The 22,589-nt window shown below is 42.0% G+C and carries 17 protein-coding genes and 1 riboswitch; of the genes, 11 read left to right on the top strand and 6 right to left on the bottom strand.

All coding sequences use genetic code 11. The features are described from left to right. Positions 1-41: 41 nt before the first annotated feature. Positions 42-899 carry an EamA family transporter gene (locus A6755_RS24275; protein WP_230134444.1) on the bottom strand — a complete coding sequence of 286 codons (858 nt, stop codon included), beginning with the start codon at positions 897-899 and terminating at the stop codon, positions 42-44. Positions 900-1,029: 130 nt separating this feature from the next. After that, positions 1,030-1,075, top strand: a riboswitch (PreQ1 riboswitch). Between the two features lie 104 nt (positions 1,076-1,179). Between A6755_RS24275 and queF the strand changes: the two genes are divergently transcribed. Together queF and A6755_RS24265 are read left to right on the top strand one after the other, a co-directional pair. Then, positions 1,180-1,680 carry a preQ(1) synthase gene (gene queF / locus A6755_RS24270; protein ID WP_034305880.1) on the top strand — a complete coding sequence of 167 codons (501 nt, stop codon included), beginning with the start codon at positions 1,180-1,182 and terminating at the stop codon, positions 1,678-1,680. Positions 1,681-1,882: 202 nt separating this feature from the next. After that, the gene (locus A6755_RS24265; protein WP_034305877.1) at positions 1,883-3,229 is read left to right on the top strand and encodes an aspartate kinase; all 1,347 of its coding nucleotides are present in this window, start codon (positions 1,883-1,885) and stop codon (positions 3,227-3,229) included. 613 nt (positions 3,230-3,842) lie between these two features. On the opposite strand, the gene A6755_RS24260 is transcribed toward A6755_RS24265, so the two are convergent. After that, complete coding sequence (locus A6755_RS24260; RefSeq protein WP_063592236.1) at positions 3,843-4,403, bottom strand: nitroreductase family protein; 561 nt, start codon at positions 4,401-4,403, stop codon at positions 3,843-3,845. Between the two features lie 446 nt (positions 4,404-4,849). Here A6755_RS24260 and A6755_RS24255 point away from each other — a divergent pair, with 446 nt between their 5' ends. The 9 genes from A6755_RS24255 to A6755_RS24210 all read left to right on the top strand — a co-directional run bounded on the left by A6755_RS24255 (position 4,850) and on the right by A6755_RS24210 (position 17,282). Beyond that, on the top strand, positions 4,850-6,598 hold the full coding sequence (locus A6755_RS24255; RefSeq protein ID WP_063592235.1) for an ABC transporter ATP-binding protein: 1,749 nt from the start codon (positions 4,850-4,852) through the stop codon (positions 6,596-6,598). Beyond that, a complete protein-coding gene (locus A6755_RS24250; RefSeq protein WP_084738106.1) occupies positions 6,573-8,363 on the top strand; it encodes an ABC transporter ATP-binding protein in 1,791 nt (596 codons plus the stop codon). Before A6755_RS24255 ends, A6755_RS24250 begins: the two co-directional genes overlap by 26 nt. Positions 8,364-8,741: 378 nt before the next feature. Then, complete coding sequence (locus A6755_RS24245) at positions 8,742-10,796, top strand: carbon starvation CstA family protein (RefSeq protein WP_063592233.1); 2,055 nt, start codon at positions 8,742-8,744, stop codon at positions 10,794-10,796. A gap of 13 nt (positions 10,797-10,809) precedes the next feature. Beyond that, positions 10,810-11,013 (top strand): YbdD/YjiX family protein, encoded by a 204-nt coding sequence (locus tag A6755_RS24240; RefSeq protein ID WP_057278587.1) that lies wholly within the window; start codon positions 10,810-10,812, stop codon positions 11,011-11,013. A 299-nt stretch (positions 11,014-11,312) separates the two neighbouring features. Next, positions 11,313-12,527, top strand: coding sequence for an ammonium transporter (locus A6755_RS24235; protein WP_063592232.1), 1,215 nt, complete (start codon positions 11,313-11,315; stop codon positions 12,525-12,527). Positions 12,528-12,541: 14 nt separating this feature from the next. Further along, positions 12,542-12,904 carry a P-II family nitrogen regulator gene (locus tag A6755_RS24230; RefSeq protein ID WP_048685015.1) on the top strand — a complete coding sequence of 121 codons (363 nt, stop codon included), beginning with the start codon at positions 12,542-12,544 and terminating at the stop codon, positions 12,902-12,904. A gap of 568 nt (positions 12,905-13,472) precedes the next feature. Then, positions 13,473-14,123, top strand: coding sequence for a LytTR family DNA-binding domain-containing protein (locus A6755_RS24220; RefSeq protein WP_063592230.1), 651 nt, complete (start codon positions 13,473-13,475; stop codon positions 14,121-14,123). Between the two features lie 131 nt (positions 14,124-14,254). Then, complete coding sequence (gene scpC / locus A6755_RS24215; protein ID WP_034305854.1) at positions 14,255-15,781, top strand: succinyl-CoA:acetate CoA-transferase ScpC; 1,527 nt, start codon at positions 14,255-14,257, stop codon at positions 15,779-15,781. A gap of 394 nt (positions 15,782-16,175) precedes the next feature. Beyond that, positions 16,176-17,282, top strand: coding sequence for an AI-2E family transporter (locus tag A6755_RS24210; RefSeq protein WP_063592229.1), 1,107 nt, complete (start codon positions 16,176-16,178; stop codon positions 17,280-17,282). Positions 17,283-17,326: 44 nt separating this feature from the next. Here A6755_RS24210 and A6755_RS24205 read toward each other — a convergent pair whose 3' ends face one another. The 4 genes from A6755_RS24205 to A6755_RS24190 form a co-directional block, all read right to left on the bottom strand. Beyond that, positions 17,327-18,745 (bottom strand): NAD-dependent succinate-semialdehyde dehydrogenase, encoded by a 1,419-nt coding sequence (locus tag A6755_RS24205; protein ID WP_063592228.1) that lies wholly within the window; start codon positions 18,743-18,745, stop codon positions 17,327-17,329. 210 nt (positions 18,746-18,955) lie between these two features. Next, on the bottom strand, positions 18,956-20,224 hold the full coding sequence (locus A6755_RS24200) for a dicarboxylate/amino acid:cation symporter (RefSeq protein ID WP_063592227.1): 1,269 nt from the start codon (positions 20,222-20,224) through the stop codon (positions 18,956-18,958). Between the two features lie 230 nt (positions 20,225-20,454). After that, positions 20,455-21,366, bottom strand: a complete 912-nt coding sequence (locus A6755_RS24195; protein ID WP_063592226.1) for a ketopantoate reductase family protein — start codon at positions 21,364-21,366, stop codon at positions 20,455-20,457. Positions 21,367-21,522: 156 nt separating this feature from the next. Continuing rightward, positions 21,523-22,086: a 3D domain-containing protein gene (locus A6755_RS24190; protein WP_063592225.1), complete on the bottom strand. Its 564-nt coding sequence runs from the start codon at positions 22,084-22,086 to the stop codon at positions 21,523-21,525. Between the last annotated feature and the right edge of the window lie 503 nt (positions 22,087-22,589).

Raw genomic sequence — 22,589 nt, 5'->3', positions numbered from 1 at the left:
TGTATACATGACAGCCAGGTTGTTTTTAAAACGAACTATATTCATATTTTAGTTAAAATAATACCGATTAATGCTGCGAGGACACCAGCAATTTGATAGTTTTTTAGTTTTTCCTTGAATATATAACATCCAGCGAATACGACAACCAAACAGTTCAGGCTGACGACAGGGAAAATGATGCTTGCGATGCCAGTGTTCAACGCAAAGAAATAACATCCATAGCCTATCATGCTTAAAAAGCCTACTAAGGAACCGATTTTGACTTCCTTTAGCTTGATTTTTTCTTTTTTAAAGGCTAGAGCCGAAAGAAGATAAAGCATTCCGCCTCCATACATTGATACAAGGATATCAAGGGAGTTTAATTGAAGACGTGTTGATGTCGTCATAAGAATGCCGAGCACACCAAAGGATAAGATGGAGAGTAATGTGTGCATCATCCATGGGACATATTGATGATTACCTTTTGCATTAGGTGTATATTGGATGACTAATGTAGCGATAAACATGCAGGCGATTCCACTCCACTGCAAGGAAGAAATATGTTCGTGAAAAATTAAAGCTGCACAGAGAATGGGGAATATGGCATTCGCTGCGATTAATGGAGATGTCAAGCTTGCCGGACCTTTTTCAAAGGCGCTTGCCATCTGGATGTTACCATTGGCGTTCAGTACACCGATTGCTGCACCAAGCATGATGGACAGCCAGTTCAGCTGCAAACCATCCATTAATACTCCATAAACAATGGACAAAATAAAAGCTGAAAAATAAAAGAAAAATTGGATATGTATCTTGGAATACCCTTTTCCGCTGCTCCATTTAAAAATGCTGTTATTGATTCCGAAACATAAACTCGTGATGAGTGCTGCAAAAATCCACATTGACTTAATCTCTTCCTTCATGTAGGATAAACTTCTTCTACATTTTAAGCTGAATGCCCTTAGGAATCAAAACAAATTTAAAATGTATGATTGACAGATTAGATATTTTTTTCTATATTTACTATGACAATTTTAAAATATTTCCCGATAAACGGGAGAGGTTCATAGCATCACCCTCTTAAAAAAACTATGGCTTTGATATTTTTTGCGAATCAACCATATCTTTGAGGAGATATGGTTTTTGTTATATAGAGGCCCATTTTATGAATCTCCCTGAAATGTGGGATTAGGAGGACTTTTCATGTCTGGAAGAAAAGAAGAAGAATTAAAAAAAGATATCACACTGCTTGGGAATCAAGGAACAAAATATACATTCGACTATGCTCCTGAAATCCTTGAGTCATTCGATAACAAGCATCCGAACCGGGACTATTTCGTCAAATTCAATTGCCCGGAATTCACTAGTTTATGTCCAATCACGGGCCAGCCGGACTTTGCTACCATTTACATCAGCTATATTCCCAGTGTGAAAATGGTGGAAAGTAAGTCTTTGAAACTCTACTTATTCAGCTTCCGCAATCATGGTGATTTCCATGAAGACTGCATGAACATCATCATGAATGATTTAATCGAATTGATGGACCCTAAATATATTGAAGTCTGGGGCAAGTTTACACCTAGGGGCGGAATTTCCATCGACCCTTACACGAATTATGGGAAACCAGGTACGAAGTATGAGGAAATGGCGAATTACCGCTTGATGAATCATGACTTATACCCGGAAACCGTGGATAATCGCTAAAGAATAGAAGGGACAATGGGCATATGCCCGTTGTCTTTTTTTAGTTTATAGCTAATTTCGATCAGTGATTCTGTCATTTGTCCTTTTTAAAAGTACAAATGTCCTCCTATAATGGAATTTTCACTTGATTGTTTCTGGAAAAAGCGTAATAATAGGGAGAGTTAATTTTGACAGAATATTTACGAAAATAGGGGATGTCGAGATGAAAGTTGCAAAGTTTGGTGGAAGTTCACTTGCTTCAGGTGATCAGTTGAGGAAGGTATTCGAAATTGTTGTTTCTGATCCAGAGAGGAAGATTGTGGTCGTTTCCGCTCCAGGAAAACGCAATTCCGATGACATAAAGGTGACGGATTTATTGATTGAAGCTGCGGAACAGCAGCTGCGCGGGGATAACGGAGAGCATTTGATAGAAGATGTTGTATCCCGCTATGCGAGCATTGCTGAAGAATTGGATATATCCGAGAGTGTCATCACAGGGATTCATGAAAATTTAATGGCGCTGCTGCATGCAGATCAAACTAACCCAAAGCGCTATCTGGATGCCTTGAAGGCAGGTGGCGAGGATAATAATGCGAAGCTGGTCGCAGGTTATTTCCAAAGCCTTGGAGTGGAGGCACAGTATATCAATCCGAAGAAGGCAGGCTTGATCGTAGCGGATGAAGGTGGATTTACCAGGGTGCTGCCAGAGTCTTATGATCGGTTATATGCTCTGCGTGATGAGCCGGGAATCGTTGTATTCCCAGGATTCTTCGGATATACGTTAGATGGTGATGTGTTAACCTTCTCAAGAAGCGGTTCCGATATTACGGGTTCGATTCTTGCTAATGGGGTCAAAGCTGATTTGTATGAGAACTTTACGGACGTGGATGCCGTTTATGCGGTGAATCCAAATGTGGTTTCCAATCCTAAGGGAATCCGGGAACTAACCTATCGTGAGATGCGTGAGCTTTCTTATGCAGGTTTCTCGGTATTTCATGATGAGGCGCTGATTCCTGCATTCCGGGCGGGAATACCTGTCCATATCCAGAATACGAACAATCCGGCGGCGCAGGGGACCCGCATTGTGAATACACGGGATAATACGAACGGGCCTGTTATTGGGATTGCAAGTGATAAAGGATTTTGCAGTATTTACATTAGCAAATATTTGATGAACCGGGAAGTTGGTTTTGGCCGGAAACTGCTGCACATCCTCGAGGATTATGGAGTTTCATATGAGCATATTCCATCAGGCATCGATGATGTGACGCTTATTCTAAGGCAGGACCAGATGAAAGGGGATGCCGAAAAGAAAATCATTTCCCGAATCAAGAAAGAGCTTCATGCCGATGAAGTGAATGTGGAACATGATCTTGCCTTGATCATGGTTGTAGGGGAAGGAATGCGCCATAATGTCGGTACAACGGCAAGAGCGTCAAAAGCCTTGGCCGAAGCAAAGGTGAATATTGAGATGATCAATCAAGGCTCTTCGGAGGTAAGCATGATGTTCGGTGTGAAAGGGCACAACGAAGAGACGGCAATTCAGGCATTATATCACGAGTTCTTTTGAGTATGAGCGTTTAGGGACCTCCTTTTAGAAGGAGGTTTTTTTTGATTGATCTTTTAATCACTATACATACGCTGGATTTTTTTTATCTGGTTCTTTATGGTAGTGGCAATGACCGTGGGGATAATCATTCCAAGCTAACAGACGCGCTGTAGGGTTTAGGGCGTCTGTTTTCAGGTGGCTAAAGCAATTGGAGGAGAACGGAGTTGACGCTCTTGAAACGGATATAAAGGGACGTCCAACCTCATACATATCTTACACCAAATTATAAAAGAAATAGATGTCAATGGCACATCAAGTTTACGAGCTAAATGATTTACTGGCACCAATTGATTTAAGTAATTACTTCGAGTTGATCTTGCTGAATGGAATCATGTTTAAAAAGCATCCTTACCTAGTTAAATACTTCTATATAAAACAAAAAAAGAATGTAGGAATAAGTTCTATCTATATGTGATTGGAGTGTAAGGCACGAGACTCCTGCGGGAAAAGCGAGTGCCTGGAGCGGAAATCGACGTTCAAAAAAGCAATAAAAAAACTGTAGAAAACCCGGTTTTCATCGAGTTCGTCTACAGTCTGAGCCTCCAACTGGAAGATTGGAGGCCTTCCTTTTATGTTAGTCCATGACGGTCAGGAGTTGATCGATCGCGTTCCTTGGACGAGGGGCAGGAATCATATCGGGATAGCCAACGTGAAGGCTGCCGACGACCTTCTCGCCTGGTTTCACGCCCAAAGCTTCACGAAACTCCATACTGTGTATCATGCCGTATGTTTCCCATATCATCCCGATTCCCTGTTCCCAGGCAAGCAGGCTGAAATTCTGGATCAAGGCACTTGTAGCCGCATAATCTTCTTCACGTGTCATGGGATTTGGATTCTCTTCCATGATCACTGCGACAAACATCGGTACACCTATGAGTTTATTATATCCTCGCTGTCCGGCTGCTTTTTTCTTTTCAGGGTCCTTCTCTTTGCCTTCCATGAATGCACGTGTTGCTTCTGCGAGTTTTAAACGGCTATCACCATGCACCACGACGAAGCGCCATGGCTGGGTCATTTTATGGTTCGGTGCCCATGTCGAAGTTTCCAATAATGATTGGATGGTATCAATAGGAACAGGAATGTCCTTAAATCGTTTGATGCTGCGCCGTTCTTTAATGATATCTTCTAGTTTCATGATCATCCTGCTCCTTTAATCATATATGTAAGTTTAATAGTTGAAAAAAATAGTCCCCGGCTGCCTAATATGCTTCCAATGTGAATAAATTACTTGAATAAAGAGGGGGCAATATTCTAGTGACTTGCATTCGCTAATGAGCATATAATTTTACTAGGCACAGAGAAGCCGGGGCGACATTGTATCTATGTACAATATCAAAAGGGTACGATAAGAGAATATCGTAATTGCTTATCAAATTTCAGAGATCGATAATGAAATTGAAAATCATTATCAATTAGAATTTTCGCTTATTTCCTGCTATTTGTCAAGGGTATTTACAAAAAAAATTAAGATATTTACCAATGCCTTAAAACAGTTAAAATCTTTTAAAAAATCTGTATAAAAATGTATAATGAGAGGATGAAAAGATGCTATTTACATACGGAGAATCGAAGGTGTCATAGATGAAAAAATTGTCCTCATTTCTTAAGCCATACTGGCTTTTGATCATTCTTGCTTTATCCTTAATGATTGTCGAGCTCGGGGTAGAGCTATTACAACCTCTATTTATAGCAAAAATCATTGATGATGGCATTTTGCAGAAAGATTTATCGGTGGTGATTAAATGGGGAAGTGTCATGGTTGGACTTTCCGTTTTTTCATTTCTTGGCGGGATCGTTAATTCATTTACGGCATCACATGTAAGTCAAAGCTTTGGACATGATGTCAGGACAAGCCTTTTTGGTAAAATACAGGCGTTTTCTTTTGCGAACTTGAATAATATCCCGACTTCCTCGTTGATCACAAGGATGACGAATGATGTGACCCAACTTCAAAATACGGTTTTTATGGGATTGCGTATCATGGCAAGGGCGCCGTTGATCGTAATCGGCGGAGCGATCATGGCTATTGCGGTCGATTTGAAATTATCCCTTGTATTGGTCATTTCAATTCCGGTTCTTGTTTTCTTATTGGGATGGATTATGAAACGGGCGGCTAAGCTGTTTAAGCTCGTCCAGAAAAAACTCGATAATGTCAATGGAGTCATGAGGGAAAACCTGATAGGCATGCGCTTGATCAAAGCTTTTCTTCGTAAGGAGCATGAAATCGGCCGATTTGACGATGCGAATGAAGAGTTGAAAAGAAAGACTGTGTCTTCCCTTCGTTTAATTGAAACAACGATGCCTGTGCTGATGCTTGTCATGAATATGGCGATTATGATCATTCTCTGGCTTGGAAGTGAATTTATAACAACGGGAGATATACAGGTAGGGGAAGTTGTGGCGATTGTCAACTATGCCACGAGGATAGCGGCATCTCTTTCCGTTTTTTCATGGCTGATCATGGTCATTTCCCGTGCAAAGGCTTCAGCGGAACGTGTGACGGAAATATTTGAAACCCCGATAGATATTGATGAAGGTAAAGCGGAAAGCAAGAATGGGGCGGTCAATGGGGGAGGCATTAAGTTTCTGGATGTATCTTTCCGCTATCCTGGAACCGAAACCCCGATATTGAAAAACCTGACCTTCTCCATCGATCCGGGAGAATCGCTTGCCATCATAGGAGCGACAGGATCAGGGAAGACATCACTGTTTCAGCTGATTCCGAGATTATATGAAGTTGAAAGCGGCTCCATTCAAATTGATGGCCAAGATCTGAAAGATATTCCCTTGAATTCGCTGCGGAACAGGATCGGCTATGTACCGCAAGAGGCCCTGCTTTTTTCGGGGACCATAAAAAATAATGTCGCTTGGGGAAAAGAGGGTGCCTCGATGGAGGAAATCATGGCTGCGGCCATGCATGCTCAGGTCCATGAGACCGTAATGAAACTTCCGAAGCAATATGAAACCCAGTTAGGGCAAAAAGGAGTGAACCTGTCTGGAGGGCAAAAACAGCGCTTATCGATTGCAAGAGCATTGGTGCGCAAACCGAAGATTCTCCTTCTGGATGATAGTACAAGTGCGCTGGATTTGAAGACGGAAAGTAAATTGCTTGCCGCTTTAAAGGACTATACATACACAACGCTCATCATTACACAAAAAATCAGTACAGCCATGGAGGCTGACAAAATCTTGTTGCTGGAAAGCGGTCAAGTCCTTGCGTTGGGGAAACATCAGGATTTGATGCAAACAAGCGATCTTTATCGAAAAATCGTTCGCTCACAGTTTGGGGAGGAGGGGATTTCGCTTGAGTCGAAAAATATCTCCCGATAAGGCAAAGTCTAAACCGGTCAACTCCTGGAATACGATAAAGAGGATCATTCCCTACTTGGCAACGAATAAAAGCCTGCTATTTTGTGTCCTTTTCATGGTACTGATAAGCTCGGTTTTGGGGTTGCTTGGCCCCTTTCTTGTTGGGATGGCCATTGATGATTATATTGTCACAAGTGATAGCGGGGGGCTGATCAGCCTTCTTTTAGGGCTTCTCGGAGTCTACATATTTTATTCCCTATCCATGTGGCTTCAGAATTATTGGATGATCGGAATTGCACAGGATACGGTTTATGCGATGCGCAATCAACTATTCAAAAAGCTTCACCAGTTGTCCATTCCCTTTTTTGATCGGCGTCAGCATGGGGAGTTGATGAGTAGGGTCACGAATGATATTGAAAATGTCAGTTCCACTTTGAATAGTTCCGTCATCCAGATCTTTTCAAGTGTGCTGACACTTGTCGGGACGATCGGAGTCATGCTGTATTTGAGCCCTTTATTAACTATTCTAACCTTATTCATCGTTCCTCTCATGTTCTTCGGTCTGAGGTGGATAACGAACAGGACGGGAAAGCTGTTTAAAGCACAGCAGAAGAACCTTGGAGAACTGAATGGGTTTATAGAAGAAACGATTTCCGGCCAACGGATCGTAAAGGCTTTTTCACAGGAAGATAAAGTGATCCGTGATTTTATCATCCGGAGTGAAAATTTAAAGAAAGCCGGATTCCTATCACAATCATACTCAGGGCTGATTCCAAAACTGATGAATTTACTGAACAACTTAAGTTTCACGGTAATAGCCGCTGTCGGAGGGTTTTTGGCGCTGAATGGCATAGGTACGGTTTCCATCGGGGTCATTGTCATTTTCACCGAGTACTCAAGGCAATTCACCCGTCCGCTCAATGACCTGGCTAACCAATTCAATACACTCCTCTCAGCTGTTGCCGGTGCTGAACGGGTTTTCGCCATACTTGATGAAAAAGAAGAAGAAGTGGATGAGAAACAGGCTTTTGAACTTCGTGAAGTCCGCGGTGAGGTGGACTTTGAGGGTGTTTCCTTTTCGTATAATGATGAAGAGCAAACGATATATGATGTTAGTTTCCATGCAAAAAAAGGGGAGACCGTCGCGCTTGTAGGTCCCACGGGGGCAGGTAAGACCACGATCATTAATCTTCTTGCCCGTTTTTACGAGCCGAACAACGGCCGGATATTGATTGACGGCCAGGATATCCAACAGGTGACGAGGTCCAGTCTCCGTAAGCATATGGGCTTCGTTTTACAGGATTCCTTCTTGTTTCAAGGTACGATTCGTGAAAATATCCGCTACGGCCGGCTGGAGGCGGAAGATGAAGAAGTGGTGAATGCAGCCAAGCTTGCCAATGCCCATTCCTTTATCATGAAACTGCCAGATCGATACGATACCATCTTGAATCAAGATGGTAGTGGAATAAGTCAGGGGCAGCGCCAGCTATTATCGATTGCCAGGGCTATTTTAGCGGATCCTGTATTATTGATTTTGGATGAAGCGACAAGTAGCATAGATACGATAACCGAGCTTAAAATTCAGGAAGCATTACACCGCTTGATGGAGGGAAGGACAAGTTTTGTCATTGCCCACAGATTGAATACAATTCAGCAAAGTGATCAAATCCTCGTACTTGATGAAGGAAAGATCATTGAAAAAGGATCCCATGATGAATTGTTGCGGCAGAGGGGTTTTTATTACGATCTAAACCGCAGCTCATTAAGGGAAAATCAGATAGGATAAAAGAAAAAATGTGTGCCATCCGGCGCACATTTTTTGTGTTGGTCCCATAATGAGCATCATAAACTTGGGGATCGCATCCCGTTCATTTAATGATGAACCTTCTAAAAATGCGTTCACACAATACGATTTTTTATAAAGCATGAAAATCATCGATTCCACCAAAGTGGGAAAAGAGGGAATTATCGACAAAATAATGGAAAATACTTTACAAATTGACTAAATTGCTATTGCTAAAAAACCTTACGGTAACATATAATTCAGAATATATATAAAATTCTTTAAATTTAATGGGCACGGGAAGAAATACAGCCCTGGCCCCTTATAAATGAAGGTTTTTTATAGTTGTACACTAGATCGATAGAGAGGAGATGGAAAAAATTGAAAGCGCTTAAGTCTGTTATTCTTTGGGGGATCATATCTGCATTGGGTGCGGTGAGTTTTGGTTTCGTCGCGCTAAACCGGGGGGAAAGCATCAATGCCATGTGGATTGTTACTGCGGCACTCTGTGTTTATTCAATTGCATACCGCTTTTATAGTAAATTCATTGCACGGAAAGTGTTTGAGCTAGATGACAATCGCCAGACTCCATCGGAAGCGAATAATGATGGGAAAGATTATGTACCTACAAACAAATGGGTGTTGTTTGGCCACCACTTTGCAGCAATTGCCGGAGCTGGACCTCTCGTAGGTCCCATCCTTGCAGCTCAGATGGGATATTTGCCAGGGACGCTATGGCTTGTAGTCGGGGTTGTTTTGGCTGGTGCCGTACAGGATTTCATCATTCTTTTCGGTTCGCTGCGCCGTAACGGCAAATCTTTGGGAGAAATGATCAAAGAGGAGATTGGACCGATTACAGGCTTGATAGCGATGGTCGGTATCCTCGGTATCATGATCATTTTACTGGCGGTACTTGCCCTGGTTGTCGTAAAAGCGCTGGTGGGCAGTCCTTGGGGAATGTTCACGATTGCCTCGACCATACCGATTGCAGTCCTGATGGGCATTTACATGCGTTATATAAGGCCGGGACGGGTTGGTGAAGGGTCGATTATCGGAATCATACTTTTGATGCTCGCATTATATTTCGGACGCTTTGTAGCCGAGAGTGCAACATTGGCCCCAATGTTCACTTTCGACGGGGAAACGATTGCCATCATGTTGATTGTCTATGGTTTCGTTGCTTCCGTTTTGCCAGTATGGATGTTATTGGCACCGCGTGATTATTTAAGCACATTCTTGAAAATCGGTACGATCATCGGACTTGCACTAGGTATCTTTATTGTCATGCCGAGCCTTGAAATGCCTGCGGTCACTCAATTTATCGATGGAACGGGACCTGTGTTTTCCGGAAATTTATTCCCGTTCCTATTCATTACGATCGCTTGTGGAGCGGTATCGGGATTCCATGCACTCGTTTCCTCAGGTACAACTCCTAAAATGATTGAACGTGAATCGCATGCACGTCCAATCGGATACGGGGCGATGTTGACTGAATCCTTTGTAGCGATCATGGCGATGATTGCCGCCTGTGTATTGACGCCAGGCATCTATTTTGCCATTAACAGCCCGGGGGCCGTTGTGGGAACGGAACCAGCGCAAGTGGCTGCTACGATATCAGATTGGGGTTTCCTTGTGACACCTGAGATGATTACCGGCCTTGCAGAAGATGTTGGGGAAGAGACCATTATATCCCGTACTGGAGGAGCTCCAACCTTTGCAATCGGCATGGCCCATATCTTCTCGCAAGTGATTGGGGGGGCGTCACTGATGGCGTTCTGGTATCATTTCGCGATACTGTTCGAGGCATTGTTCATATTGACCACCATTGATGCAGGAACCAGGGTGGGACGTTTTATGATACAGGATATCATCGGCACCTTTTACAAACCATTTGCCGAAACGAATAGATGGCTGCCCAATATAATTGCGACTGCCATTTGTGTAATCGGTTGGGGCTACTTCCTTTATCAAGGGGTCATTGATCCTCTTGGCGGAATCAATACCCTTTGGCCATTGTTTGGAATCGCGAATCAGATGCTTTCTGCCATTGCGTTGCTGCTTGGGACGACGGTCCTTTTCAAAATGGGCAAAAAAGCGTACACATGGGTCACTCTTGTACCCACTACATTCTTGTTGATAGTGACCATGACGGCAGGGTGGCAAAAGCTGTTCCACGAAAACCCGGCAATTGGCTTTTTAGCGCATAAGGATAAATTTAAAGCGGCTTATGATAGTGGGGAAGTTCTTGCTCCGGCAGCCAATCTGGCCGAGATGAAGCGGGTTATCGTCAATGATTATGTGGATGCTGCCCTATGTGCCATCTTCATGATCGTGGTGATCACGGTCCTGATATCTGCCATTAGGTTATGGATAAAAGTCTTGAAGAACCAGAAAATAGATTTACATGAAACGCCTTATGTATCAAGGTCGTCATAAGGGAGGGAAAGCGATGTTGAAAAGAATAATTACAATTCTTAGCTACAGAAAGCAATTCGTCAGTTTGCTCGTCGGCGTGCCAAGTTATGATACGTATGTGGCACATATGAGAAAGCATCATCCTGAAGATCCCGTGAAAACCAGGAAAGAATTTTTCTGCGAAGCCCAAGATGAACGGTATAACGCAAAGGGTGGTAAAGTGTCTCGTTGCTGTTAATGAATATTTATTGAAGGGTCCTCAATAGGAGGGCCCTTTTTTTAATGGTTTTTTCGAGGGGGAATAAGTGGAGGGTGAAATGTAACATCCATGGAGTCGTGAAGATGTGGAAAAGTAACTATTAAACCAAAAAAATCACATTTGCTGGTCCTTTATTCTTATTGATGTTATATAATCTAACATTTTTTCTGGAAAATACAAAAAATAAGTTGAATTATTAGAAAATTAAGTATATGATAAAAAATATAACATAATAGTGTTAATAAACATAACATATATAAAAAGGGGGAAAAAACAGTATGCAAATGGCAGATTCGGTATTCATGTTTTTGGCGACGATGATGGTTTGGCTAATGACACCAGGGATTGCCCTATTTTATGGAGGGATGGTAAAAAGTAAAAATGTCCTGAATACGGCAATGCATAGTTATATGCCTCTGGCTGTCATTTCTATTCTTTGGGTGCTGATTGGGTATTCATTATCATTTTCACCTGGTAATTCACTTCTGGGCGGTCTGGACTGGGTTGGTTTAAAGGATGTGGGTTTTGCAACTGGACCTTACAGCGAAACAATTCCCCATAGTTTGTTCATGTTATTCCAAATGACTTTTGCCGTTTTAACGGTCTCGATCATTGCGGGTGGCATTGCCGAACGGATGAAGTTTTCAGCATTCCTGATTTTTACGATCCTATGGTCTTTATTCGTATATGCTCCCGTTGCACACTGGTTATGGGGTGGAGGCTGGTTAGCGGAACTGGGTACACTTGACTTTGCAGGTGGCAACGTTGTTCATATTTCTTCAGGGGTTGCAGGTTTGGTATTGGCAATCATGTTAGGTAAAAGGAAAGAGTCGGGGGACAGTGCGCCGCATAATCTTCCTTTAACATTTCTTGGAGGTTCATTAATTTGGTTCGGTTGGTATGGCTTCAACGTCGGAAGTGCACTGACAATCAATGAAGTGGCGATGAATGTATTCGTTAATACAGCTGTTGCAGCAGCTGCTGGTATCATTGGATGGCTGATCGTCGAGTATATGGCTAATAAAAAGGCAACATTGCTGGGTGCAGTATCCGGAGCCATTTCTGGCTTGGTGGCCATTACACCCGCTTGCGGATTCGTAACGCCCGCTTCATCAATCATCATCGGTGTCATCGGCGGTGCCGTTTGTTTCTGGGGCGTATTCTTCCTGAAGAATAAACTGGGTTACGACGATGCGCTTGATGCTTTCGGATTACATGGTATCGGCGGGACTTGGGGTGGCATCGCTACAGGTTTGTTCGCGACAACTTCCGTAAACGAAAGCGGTGCAAATGGTTTATTCTATGGAGACTTCAACTTGTTGTGGAAGCAGCTTGTAGCGATCATTGCGACCTATATCTTCGTTGCCGTGGTCACTTATATCGTTGCTAAAGTCATTAACCTTTTCATACCGTTGCGTGTCAGTGAAGAAGATGAGTCAATGGGGCTTGATCTTACACTTCATGGAGAAAAAGCTTATCACGAATCAATCTAAAAGGGGGTGCCCATATGTCCGAGATTTTAACGAAAATAGAAATCATTACACGTCCTATCCAATTTGAACAATTCAAAGCGGAACTTGCGAAAATAGGGGTAAGCGGAATGACAGTATCGGAAGTAAAAGGAACGGGTCTTCAGAAAAGTTATGTGGAAACATATAGAGGCAGAAATCGTGAAATGTCATTGCATGATCGAATGAAAATCGAAATCGTCGTGTGTGAAGTGCCAGTTCAGGATGTTGTGGATGTAGCAAGGAAATTCTTGAGTACCGGTAAACCGGGAGACGGTAAAATCTTCATATATGAATTGGCGAATGTTGTGAATATCCGTACCGGTAAAGAAGGTCATGATGCGTTAAAGAATGACATCTGATGCTGTGATCAATTCCGCCGGATACAGAAGATTAAAGAAAGGGAGCTGAAAATGGGGAGACTGGTCCGAATTGTTAATGCAAAAAAACAGAAGATCGTTAATACGCTCATTTCAGAGGATGTATATCAACCTGATGACCGACCCTTTTTATTGGAATTGCCACTGAAAAATTTAGAAGAGATGTTTTCACTCCGATTAAAATCCCCGTTTCAAAATCCCCCTTTAAAAAAATGACCTTTCAGCCGTTATCCTAGGGGAGAGCGGCTTTTTTGTTTAATGTCCAGCTGGATTGTGATATTAAAATGTTTGTATAATAAGGAAACTTTTTTCTTGAATCCCCCATGGAAATCGCGGAGCATTCCAACTATAATGAATAAGGATATAAATTTAAATACGATTTTTTTGCTTTTTTCGACACTTTTCGCTTAGTTACTTCAATTTTTCTTTAATTTTCCGAAAAGTGAATTCAAAAAAATGTAAGTTTACCAATAAACTATGAATTACTTCATGAATGCCCTGTTTAATAATAGGGGAATTATTAATATGTTCTTTTAAGAGGTGAAAGGAAATGGATCAATTTACGGTCGAATCCGTTTTAAATATCATCAGGGAGTTTGTTCCGAAGGATGCTTCAATTTCTGTGGCTGATTCCGAAAAATACATTTATTATCAACCGAGCAAACAAGTGGACTTAAGAATAAAACCAGGTGATTTAATCAGTGAAAATACGGCGACATATAAAGCGCTGAGCGTCCGTAAAAAAATAGGGGTGCAAGTTGAAAGTAATGTATTTGGCGTACCTTACTATGGGCTGAGTGTTCCTATCATGGACGAGGGCAACCCTTTAGGGGCGGTAACGGCCATCTTGCCGTCAAAGCCATTAATTTTACCGACATCATTCCTGACCATTAAAACAGATGATCGCTGGATACCGCTTCCATATGATGAAATTATGTATTTGGAAGCTCAAAATAGGAAAACTAAAATTCAGTCCGAACGTGTGAGTGGATTTCATAAAATGAATTTAAGTGAATTGGAATTCATTTTACCTAGTGATTCATTCATTCGTGTGCACCGTTCGTACATCGTCAATATCAACTATATACAAGAGATCCTCCCTGATTTCCATTCTACATTTTTATTGATAATGAAAGACAACTCCAAAATCCAGGTCAGTCAAACATATGCAAGTCAATTCAGGAGGGCTTTGGGGTTTTAGTGATTCTCCTTTGTGTGAAAGAAATGCTGGTTTATGCCCAATTTAAGGCTTTTCATTCGAAAATGAATGTGACGATTACACAGGATTGGTAAAATTAAGTGTAAGAAAAGCGAAAAATGGGGGTCTTTTGTATGAACGAAAGCGTTTTCAAAAAAATTCGCAACGAACAATTTAAGGGGAAAGTAGTTACAGCGGAAGAAGCAGCTTCATGGATTAAAAATGGGATGAAACTCGGTATGAGTGGATTTACCCGTGCTGGTGATGCTAAAGTTATTCCGATGGCTCTAGTTGAAAGAGCTAAAACTGAAAAATTCAAAGTTGACGTTTATACTGGTGCCTCATTAGGACCGGAAGTCGACCAACATATGGCGGAAGCAGGTATCATAAATAAACGTTTGCCGTTCCAAGCGGATAAAGGCATTCGCAATAAAATCAATGCTGATGAAGTAACTTATGTGGATCAGCATTTGTCTCATACAGCTGAACAAGTTCGTCAAGGCATTGTCGGACCAATTGATTTTGCAATCATCGAAGCATTGGCGATTACGGAAGATGGATTGATCATCCCGACAACTTCTGTAGGCAACTCAGCCATATTCGTTCAAGAAGCTAAACATGTTATCATTGAATTGAACGTGTCCCATCCAGAAGGATTGGAAGGGATGCATGATATATATACACCGGCTAAACAAGGGGAACGCGAACCGATTCCTATGACTAAAGCAAGTGATCGCCTTGGATCGATCGGCATTGCGGTCGATCCTGAAAAAGTAATGGGAATCGTCGTTTCTACAGATCTTGATGCACCTTCCACAATCGTGCCGCCGGATGAAGAAACTGCAACAATCGCCAACCACCTCATTAACTTTCTTCGTGGAGAAATCAAGGCTGGCCGTTTAACTGAAAGCCTTGCTCCGCTTCAGTCGGGTGTAGGTTCAGTGGCAAATGCAGTATTCGCTGGCTTCCTTGATTCTGAATTCAAAGACTTGGAAGTTTATTCGGAAGTGCTGCAAGATGCGGTATTTGATCTGATCGATGCTGGAAAGGTTAAATTCGCTTCAGGGTGTTCGATTACATTAGCTGAAGAAAAAGGGAAACAAGTTTACGGTGAGCTTGAAAAATACCGTGATAAACTAGTTCTTCGTCCACAAGAAATATCTAACCATCCTGAGATCATCCGTCGTTTGGGCTTGATTTCAATCAATACAGCCTTAGAGTGTGATATCTATGGTAACGTAAACTCGACACATGTTTCTGGGACAAGAATGATGAATGGAATTGGCGGATCAGGAGATTTTGCCCGTAATTCACGCCTAGGCATTTTCGTAACGAAATCATATGCAAAAGGCGGCAAAATTTCCAGTATCGTTCCTTTCGTTTCTCATGTGGATCATACTGAACATGATGTTGATGTATTAGTGACAGAGCAAGGGATCGCTGATTTACGTGGCTTGGCACCAAAAGAGCGCGTAGAGTTAATCATAGAAAACTGTGCTCATCCTGACTACCGTCCGCAGCTTCGTGCATACTTCACTGAAGCAGTAGCGCAAACGGGCGGGCATCAAACTCCGCACATACTTGAAAAAGCATTTTCATGGCATACGAACCTAGCTAAAAACGGTACGATGCTTGAAGCGGTTCTTCAAGATCAAAAATAAGACTCAAAACCCCGCCAATACAGCGGGGTTTTTTATTTGGGTCCGTGTCCGGTATAGGTGAAAACCAATGAATCTTTCGTCACATCAATGGAATATTGAAAGGTAAATAGATTATTTCTCCTATGTAATTTGTATGGTGTTTCCTATTGATTCATTTTCCTGCGACAAATAACAGATTTAAAGTGTAAAATGATGCTTAACCATCAAATGGATAGGGAACTGTATCTTTAGGCTTTTTTCTTTTATTTTTGTATATAATTATTCATTCAAGTTATAGAAATATGGTAAACTGCTAACAATGAAAGATTATCATACATAGAGTTTTTCACATTCATGATGTTGTTTCCTTAGAAATAAGGAGTTATATAGAATTGCTTATAGTGGAGGAGATAATTTGTTCAAGCAAAAACTGCATTTTTGGACGTTAGAGTTATTACTATTGTCTTTACTTTTTTATGTTGGTACAAAGATTTCTTTTCTTTTTGAACCAATAGTCATTTTTACATCTACATTGTTCTTTCCAATCTTGATTTCGGGTTTTCTCTACTTCCTGTTCAATCCCACTGTTGATTTCCTCGTTAAAAGAAGAGTGCCAAGGGGATTGGCGATTTTATTGCTTTACGTATTTTTCCTAGGGTTGATTAGTTTACTGGTCGGTCTGGTTGGCCCGTCACTTTCCAAACAGGTTACGGACTTAATCAATAACCTTCCGGATTATTTCAATCAAACAAGGAAGTTCATTGAAGATTCTGCGGATTCAAAATGGTTTTTATGGACGGTGGAACAAGATTATGTACCTCTGCAAGAAGTAGGGGATTCGCTGCAAAAATATTTGACCAACTTACCTAGTAATATAACGAACAGTTTAACTTCCGTTTTCAGCGTGGTGACGAATATTACTTTAGTGGTCGTAACGGTTCCTTTCATCCTGTTTTATATGTTGAAGGATGGGGATAAGCTTCCGGCCGCCATTATGAAATTCGTACCGCTTCGCTATAGAAAACCAGCTTTAACTGTACTTCAGGAAACTGGCGGGACGCTTACTACATACATACAAGGGCAGATTCTTGTTTGCATGTTTGTCGGGATCGGAACGTTCATCGGGTATTTGATCATTGGTTTGCCTTACGCGTTCTTATTCGCGCTGATTGGTGCTGTAACCAATATCATTCCATATGTAGGACCGTTTATCGGAGCCGCTCCCGCTGTCATTGTGGCATTGATCCATTCACCGACAGAGGCATTATTGGTCATTCTGGTTGTAACGGTCATTCAGCAATTGGATGGTAATTTCATTTCACCGTTAGTCATCGGGAAGAAATTGAACACACATCCGCTTACCATCATCATCCTATTGCTTGTCGCCGGAAACCTTGCCGGTATCATCGGCATGATTTTGGCCGTTCCGACCTACTCGGTTGTTAAAACGATAGTATTGAATATCGTTAAATTCATCAGGATCCGAAAAGAGGAAAAGCTTGAAGAAGATATATTGGAATGAAAAAACGGGCCCGACTCAATTGAGTCGGGCCCGTTTTCTTAGTGTCACAAACCTAAGGAAATATATTTTACTTCCAGGAATTCTTCGATGCCCTGGTGTCCGCCTTCACGGCCGAGTCCGCTTTGCTTGAACCCGCCGAATGGGGCTTGCGGAACGGAAGGAAGTCCATCGTTCAAGCCGACAATACCGAATTCAAGTGCCTCGGTGAATTTGATGCCCTTTGTGATGTTTTCAGTGAAGACGTAAGCTGCCAAACCGAAGATGGAGTCATTTGCCCTCTTGATTGCCTCTTCATCAGTCTTAAAGGAGGCAATGGGAGCTAGTGGACCAAATGTTTCTTCCTTCATGCAGAGCATGCTGTCATCAATGTTGGACAATACGGTCGGTTCAAGAAAAAGGCCGCTTATTGATTTACCGCCAGCTTCGAGCTTAGCGCCGCTGCTGATTGCTTCATCAATTTGTTTTTGAACCTTATCCACTGCATTTTGATCGATAAGCGGACCGATATCGACGCCATCTTCCAGTCCATTTCCTACCTTTAGTTCCTTGACCTTGGCAACGAGCTTTTCGATGAAGGCCTCTTGAATGGCTTCGTGGACATAAATGCGATTTGAACAGACGCATGTTTGTCCTGCGTTACGGAATTTTGAACTGATGATGCCATCAACCGCTTTATTAAGGTCGGCATCCTCAAGAACGATTGCTGGTGCGTGACCTCCGAGTTCTAGCGAGATTTTCTTTACCGTGTCTGCGGAGCCCCTCATCAGGGTTTTGCCGACTTCTGTAGAACCGGTAAACGTCAATTTACGAACCCTCGTATCTTGAAGCCAAGTTTCGCCGATTTCTGAGGATTTTCCTGTCACGACGTTGATGACCCCTTTTGGAATGCCAGCTTCTTCGGCTAATTCAGCCATTTTTAAAGCTGTTATGGGAGTCAGGTTTGCCGGTTTAATGACGACTGTGCAGCCGACGGCAAGCGCTGGTGCCACTTTTCTTGTAATCATGGCTGCAGGAAAGTTCCAAGGCGTAATGACAGCTACAACTCCGACAGGCTGTTTAGTCACGAAAAGCCGCTTATTGGACACGGAAGCAGGAATCGTTTCGCCGTACACCCTTTTTCCTTCTTCGGCAAACCAAGATAAAAAGCCATTGGCATATGTCATTTCACCAAGAGCTTCTTTAAGGGGCTTTCCTTGCTCTTCAGTCATGATTTTTGCCAGTTCTTCTTTATGATCATCAATCAATCGATGCCATTTCCAAATTAGTTCAGCACGTTCGTAGACTGAGAGTGAAGCCCAGCCCGTAAAGGCTTCATATGCGGCATCTGTAGCCTTCGCCGCTTCAGTTGCACCGCCTTTAGGAACGGTGGCAACTACTTCATCCGTTGCCGGGTTTCTCACTTCAATTCTATCCAATCCAAAATCCGACCACTCACCATTAATAAATAATCCGTAATCCTTCATGATAAAACCTCCTAATTTGGTTAAATCCATCAAACTACTAAAATTCTAACTTTATACTTTTACCTGTTACATAAAAGTATAAACACTTTTCAGTGATTCTGAAATTTATTTGATTGGCTATTTATAGAAAAATGGCTTTTCATTGCTAGAAAGGGAGGAATGCACAAAAAAAAGAGGTGCAAGCTGCACACCTCTTCATTCAAGGTTCGATTATTTTTCCGATGAAACAGCCACTTCATTCATATCATCTGAGATGGCTTGGTTTGGATTGAATTCACCTTCTGATTTAGAAATGACCACCGTAGCGACACTGTTACCGATTAGATTGGTGATGGCGCGTGCTTCTGACATGAAGCGGTCGACTCCAAGCAGTAATGCCATTCCTTCAACTGGAATCATTGGGAAGGCAGCTAATGTTGCAGCAAGTGTGATGAAACCGGATCCCGTTACACCGGCAGCACCTTTGGATGTTAACATCAAGATTCCTAGAAGGGTCAATTCCTGCCAGATGCTTAAATCGACACCATAGGCTTGGGCGATGAAAATCGCAGCCATGGATAAGTAGATGGAAGTGCCATCAAGGTTGAAAGAATAACCGGTTGGGACAACCAAACCGACTACCGATTTTGAGCAACCGTATTTTTCGAGTTTTTTCATCACGCTTGGCAGGGCGGATTCCGATGAAGAGGTTCCTAAAACTAAGAGGATCTCTTCTTTTATATAGGCAATGAACTTGAAAATATTAAAGCCATACATTTTTGCAATCGAGCCAAGGATAAGAACGATGAAAAGTGCCATTGTGATATAAACACTGCCCATTAATTGTCCTAACGAGGATAAAGAACCAAGGCCAAACTTACCGATTGTATAAGCCATTGCTCCAAATGCGGCCAATGGAGAAACTTTCATGATCATACCTACTATGCCGAAGAAAATGTCGGCAATATGCTGAAAGAAAGAAACGACTGGCTGCACTCTCGGTCCCATTGCTGCCATCGATAATCCGAATAATACGGCAAAGAATAGAATAGGGAGTAAGTCTCCGCCAGCCAGTGCGGCAACGGCATTATCAGGAATGATATTAGAAATGAAAGCAACGGCGCCATGTTCCGTTTCGGAAGCGGCTGTCGTATATTGTGATACATCTCCGCCCTCGACTGAATCGATGTTAAAGCCTTTACCGGGTCCCAGCAGATTGACCACGATGATTCCGATGGCAAGTGCGAAAGTGGTAACGATTTCAAAATAAAGCAGGGCCTTACCGCCGATGCGGCCAACCTTTTTCATATCACCCATACCGCCAATTCCGATTACGACGGTTAAGAAGATGATTGGTGCAATGACCATTTTAATCATTTTAATAAATAAATCTGCTAATATCTTCAGCTGTTCACCGAAAGCAGGGAAGAAGAAACCGACTGCTATACCCAGAATGATACCGATGATGACCTGAACTGTTAAATTTTTTAATATTTTCAAGGGGCATTCTCCTTTGTTATATGATAGCGCTTTCTTAACTTGATAATAGTGTAACAGAAGAAAGAATCAGAATATTCTTTTGGTTATATTGTTTTCTTTTTGTTCTTTTTGGTCTTGGGGATTTTTAATAACTGAAGGGAAGAAGAGGAATTAAAAGTGACATTAGGATATAGAGATAGATTAATAAGCTGCAAAAAAAATACCGGTGGAGCACCGGTATTGGGTAAAGATCAATTTTCAAATGGTTTTATGAGTGCGTATAGAGTTCCGATCACAGGAAGTTTCAAACCGGCCTTGTCGGCTAGGCGCAGTGCACCGCCCTGCAAATGTTCAACTTCGAGGGTGAGGCCCTTCCGGCGGTCCTGGTGCATCGAAGAGGTGGATTCATCAGGTAAGACTGACATGTTTTCCAACGCTTGAGCAATATTCTCCGCAGTGATCCCGACATCATAAGCATTTGCAAGCTCCTTCATTTCACCAAGGACCTTTTCTAGCAATCCATTGGTTTCCGGGAATCTCCGTATCGTGCCGATAGGGAGGTTGGAGGCAGTTGTCACACCGGAGAACGCGGTGATGAACATGTATTTGATCCACATCCTGATCAATATGTTTTCCGTTCTGCTAACCTTCATGATAGCTGATTCCGTCGCCTGTTCGAATTCATCACAAATCTTTTTTTGTGACGGGTGAAGGGGGCCATAGATTAAATCGTGATTTTCATTGGAATGAATGACATGCCCTTTTTCATCAAGGGTGGCGATGATGAAGGCACTTCCTCCCAAGACAGCTTCATCTCCAAGCGCTTCCTGTAAAATGGATATATGCTCCAATCCATTCAAAAGCGGGAGGACCTTTGCCCCTTTTTCAACAAGGACCTTTAAATCTGTAAGTGTGCCTTGCAGATGCTGGCCTTTTACGGCGAGAATCACGAGGTCGACCTTTTCGATGTCACTTACATTCTCTGTGATATGAAGGTCCTTGAATTGGTAGTTTCCATGTGGGCTGGTTATGCTGATCCCGTTTTCCTTCAATTGTTTGGCGCGGTTTTTTCGGACAAGGTATTGAACATCCTGCCCGGCCTGCTGCAACCTGCCCCCAAAGTAGGACCCGAGTGCCCCGGCCCCTATAATGACAATATTCAAAGCGCACACCTCTCTTTTGATTAAGATGTACTAATCATAACATTGACTGAAATTTCAGTAAATATTTCCGTTTGAAGGTCAACTGGTTGTTTAGATGTTTGTAAGAATGGGAAAAACAAAAGACCAGCCTGAAAGGTTTCAGGCTGGTGCTTATCATTATTTATAGATTTTTACTTTAACGGTTTTTCTGCCCCAATTGATAGCTTTTGAGTGAGAAGAGTAGAAGACGTCAATTTTATTCCCTTTGATTGCGCCGCCTTTATCTGCCGCAATGGCATCCCCGTATCCTTCTACATGAACTTTTGTTCCTAGTGGAATGACCTTAGGGTCAACCGAGATGGCTTTTACGTTAGGATTTTTCTTTAAGTTAAGACCAGATGCTGTAATCCCGCTGCAGCCTTTACAGTTCGCTGTGTAAGCTGTTGCCTTCACCGTGATCGTTTTATATTTCTTGGATGATGATGTTGTTTTAGCTTTAGCTTTAGGTTTAGAAGAGGTCGATGTTTTCTTGACCTTTAAAACTTGTTTTGGATGGATGTTATCTTTTTTCAGGTTGTTCCAACTTTTGAGTTGATTGACTGTTATATTATGTTTATTGGCGATACCCCATAGTGTGTCGCCGCTTTTAACTTTGTATGTAGTAGTAGCAGCCGATGAAACTCCGGAAAAACTAAATACCAAAAAGAAAGCAGTGAATAGTGGAAGTAGTATTTTTTTCAAAATGAATAGTCTCCTTTGTTTTAAATCGTAGACTTAGAATAACAGGTCTTTATGACAATAATGTTTCGGTGGAATAGTAATTGTGTTACAAAAAGGTTTCCCTTGATAAATAAATGTAATATAAACTAGGTCAAAAGTACTTATCTAATTAATGTAAATATATTATTTATTATGTCAGTATAAGCGTATTTTTGTTAAATAGTGTTGATGTAATGGCGTATCCTGTTTAATGAGGTAATATATGGATGTGGAATCCCTGGTTTTAAAGTCCTGTATATTTTGTAAAAAAACAACGTAATAATAGACGATTGAATGCTGTTTATTTTAGTAGGAGAGGATATTCGGAACATGAAAAAAGCCGACATCTATGTAATGCCGGCTCAAACTGTAGACAAAATCGATGAAAATCGAGTTTGTCTAATTTTTTTTGAGAGCTTGTTAAAATTCGAACATTGATTTCCACTCCAGGCACTCGCTTTCCGCGGGCGGTCCGGGAGCCTCCT

This window comes from Peribacillus frigoritolerans (assembly GCF_001636405.1).
Lineage (GTDB): Bacteria > Bacillota > Bacilli > Bacillales > DSM-1321 > Peribacillus > Peribacillus frigoritolerans.
Note: the sequence above shows the minus strand (reverse complement) of the source record. Positions and strands in the feature narration are given on the sequence as shown.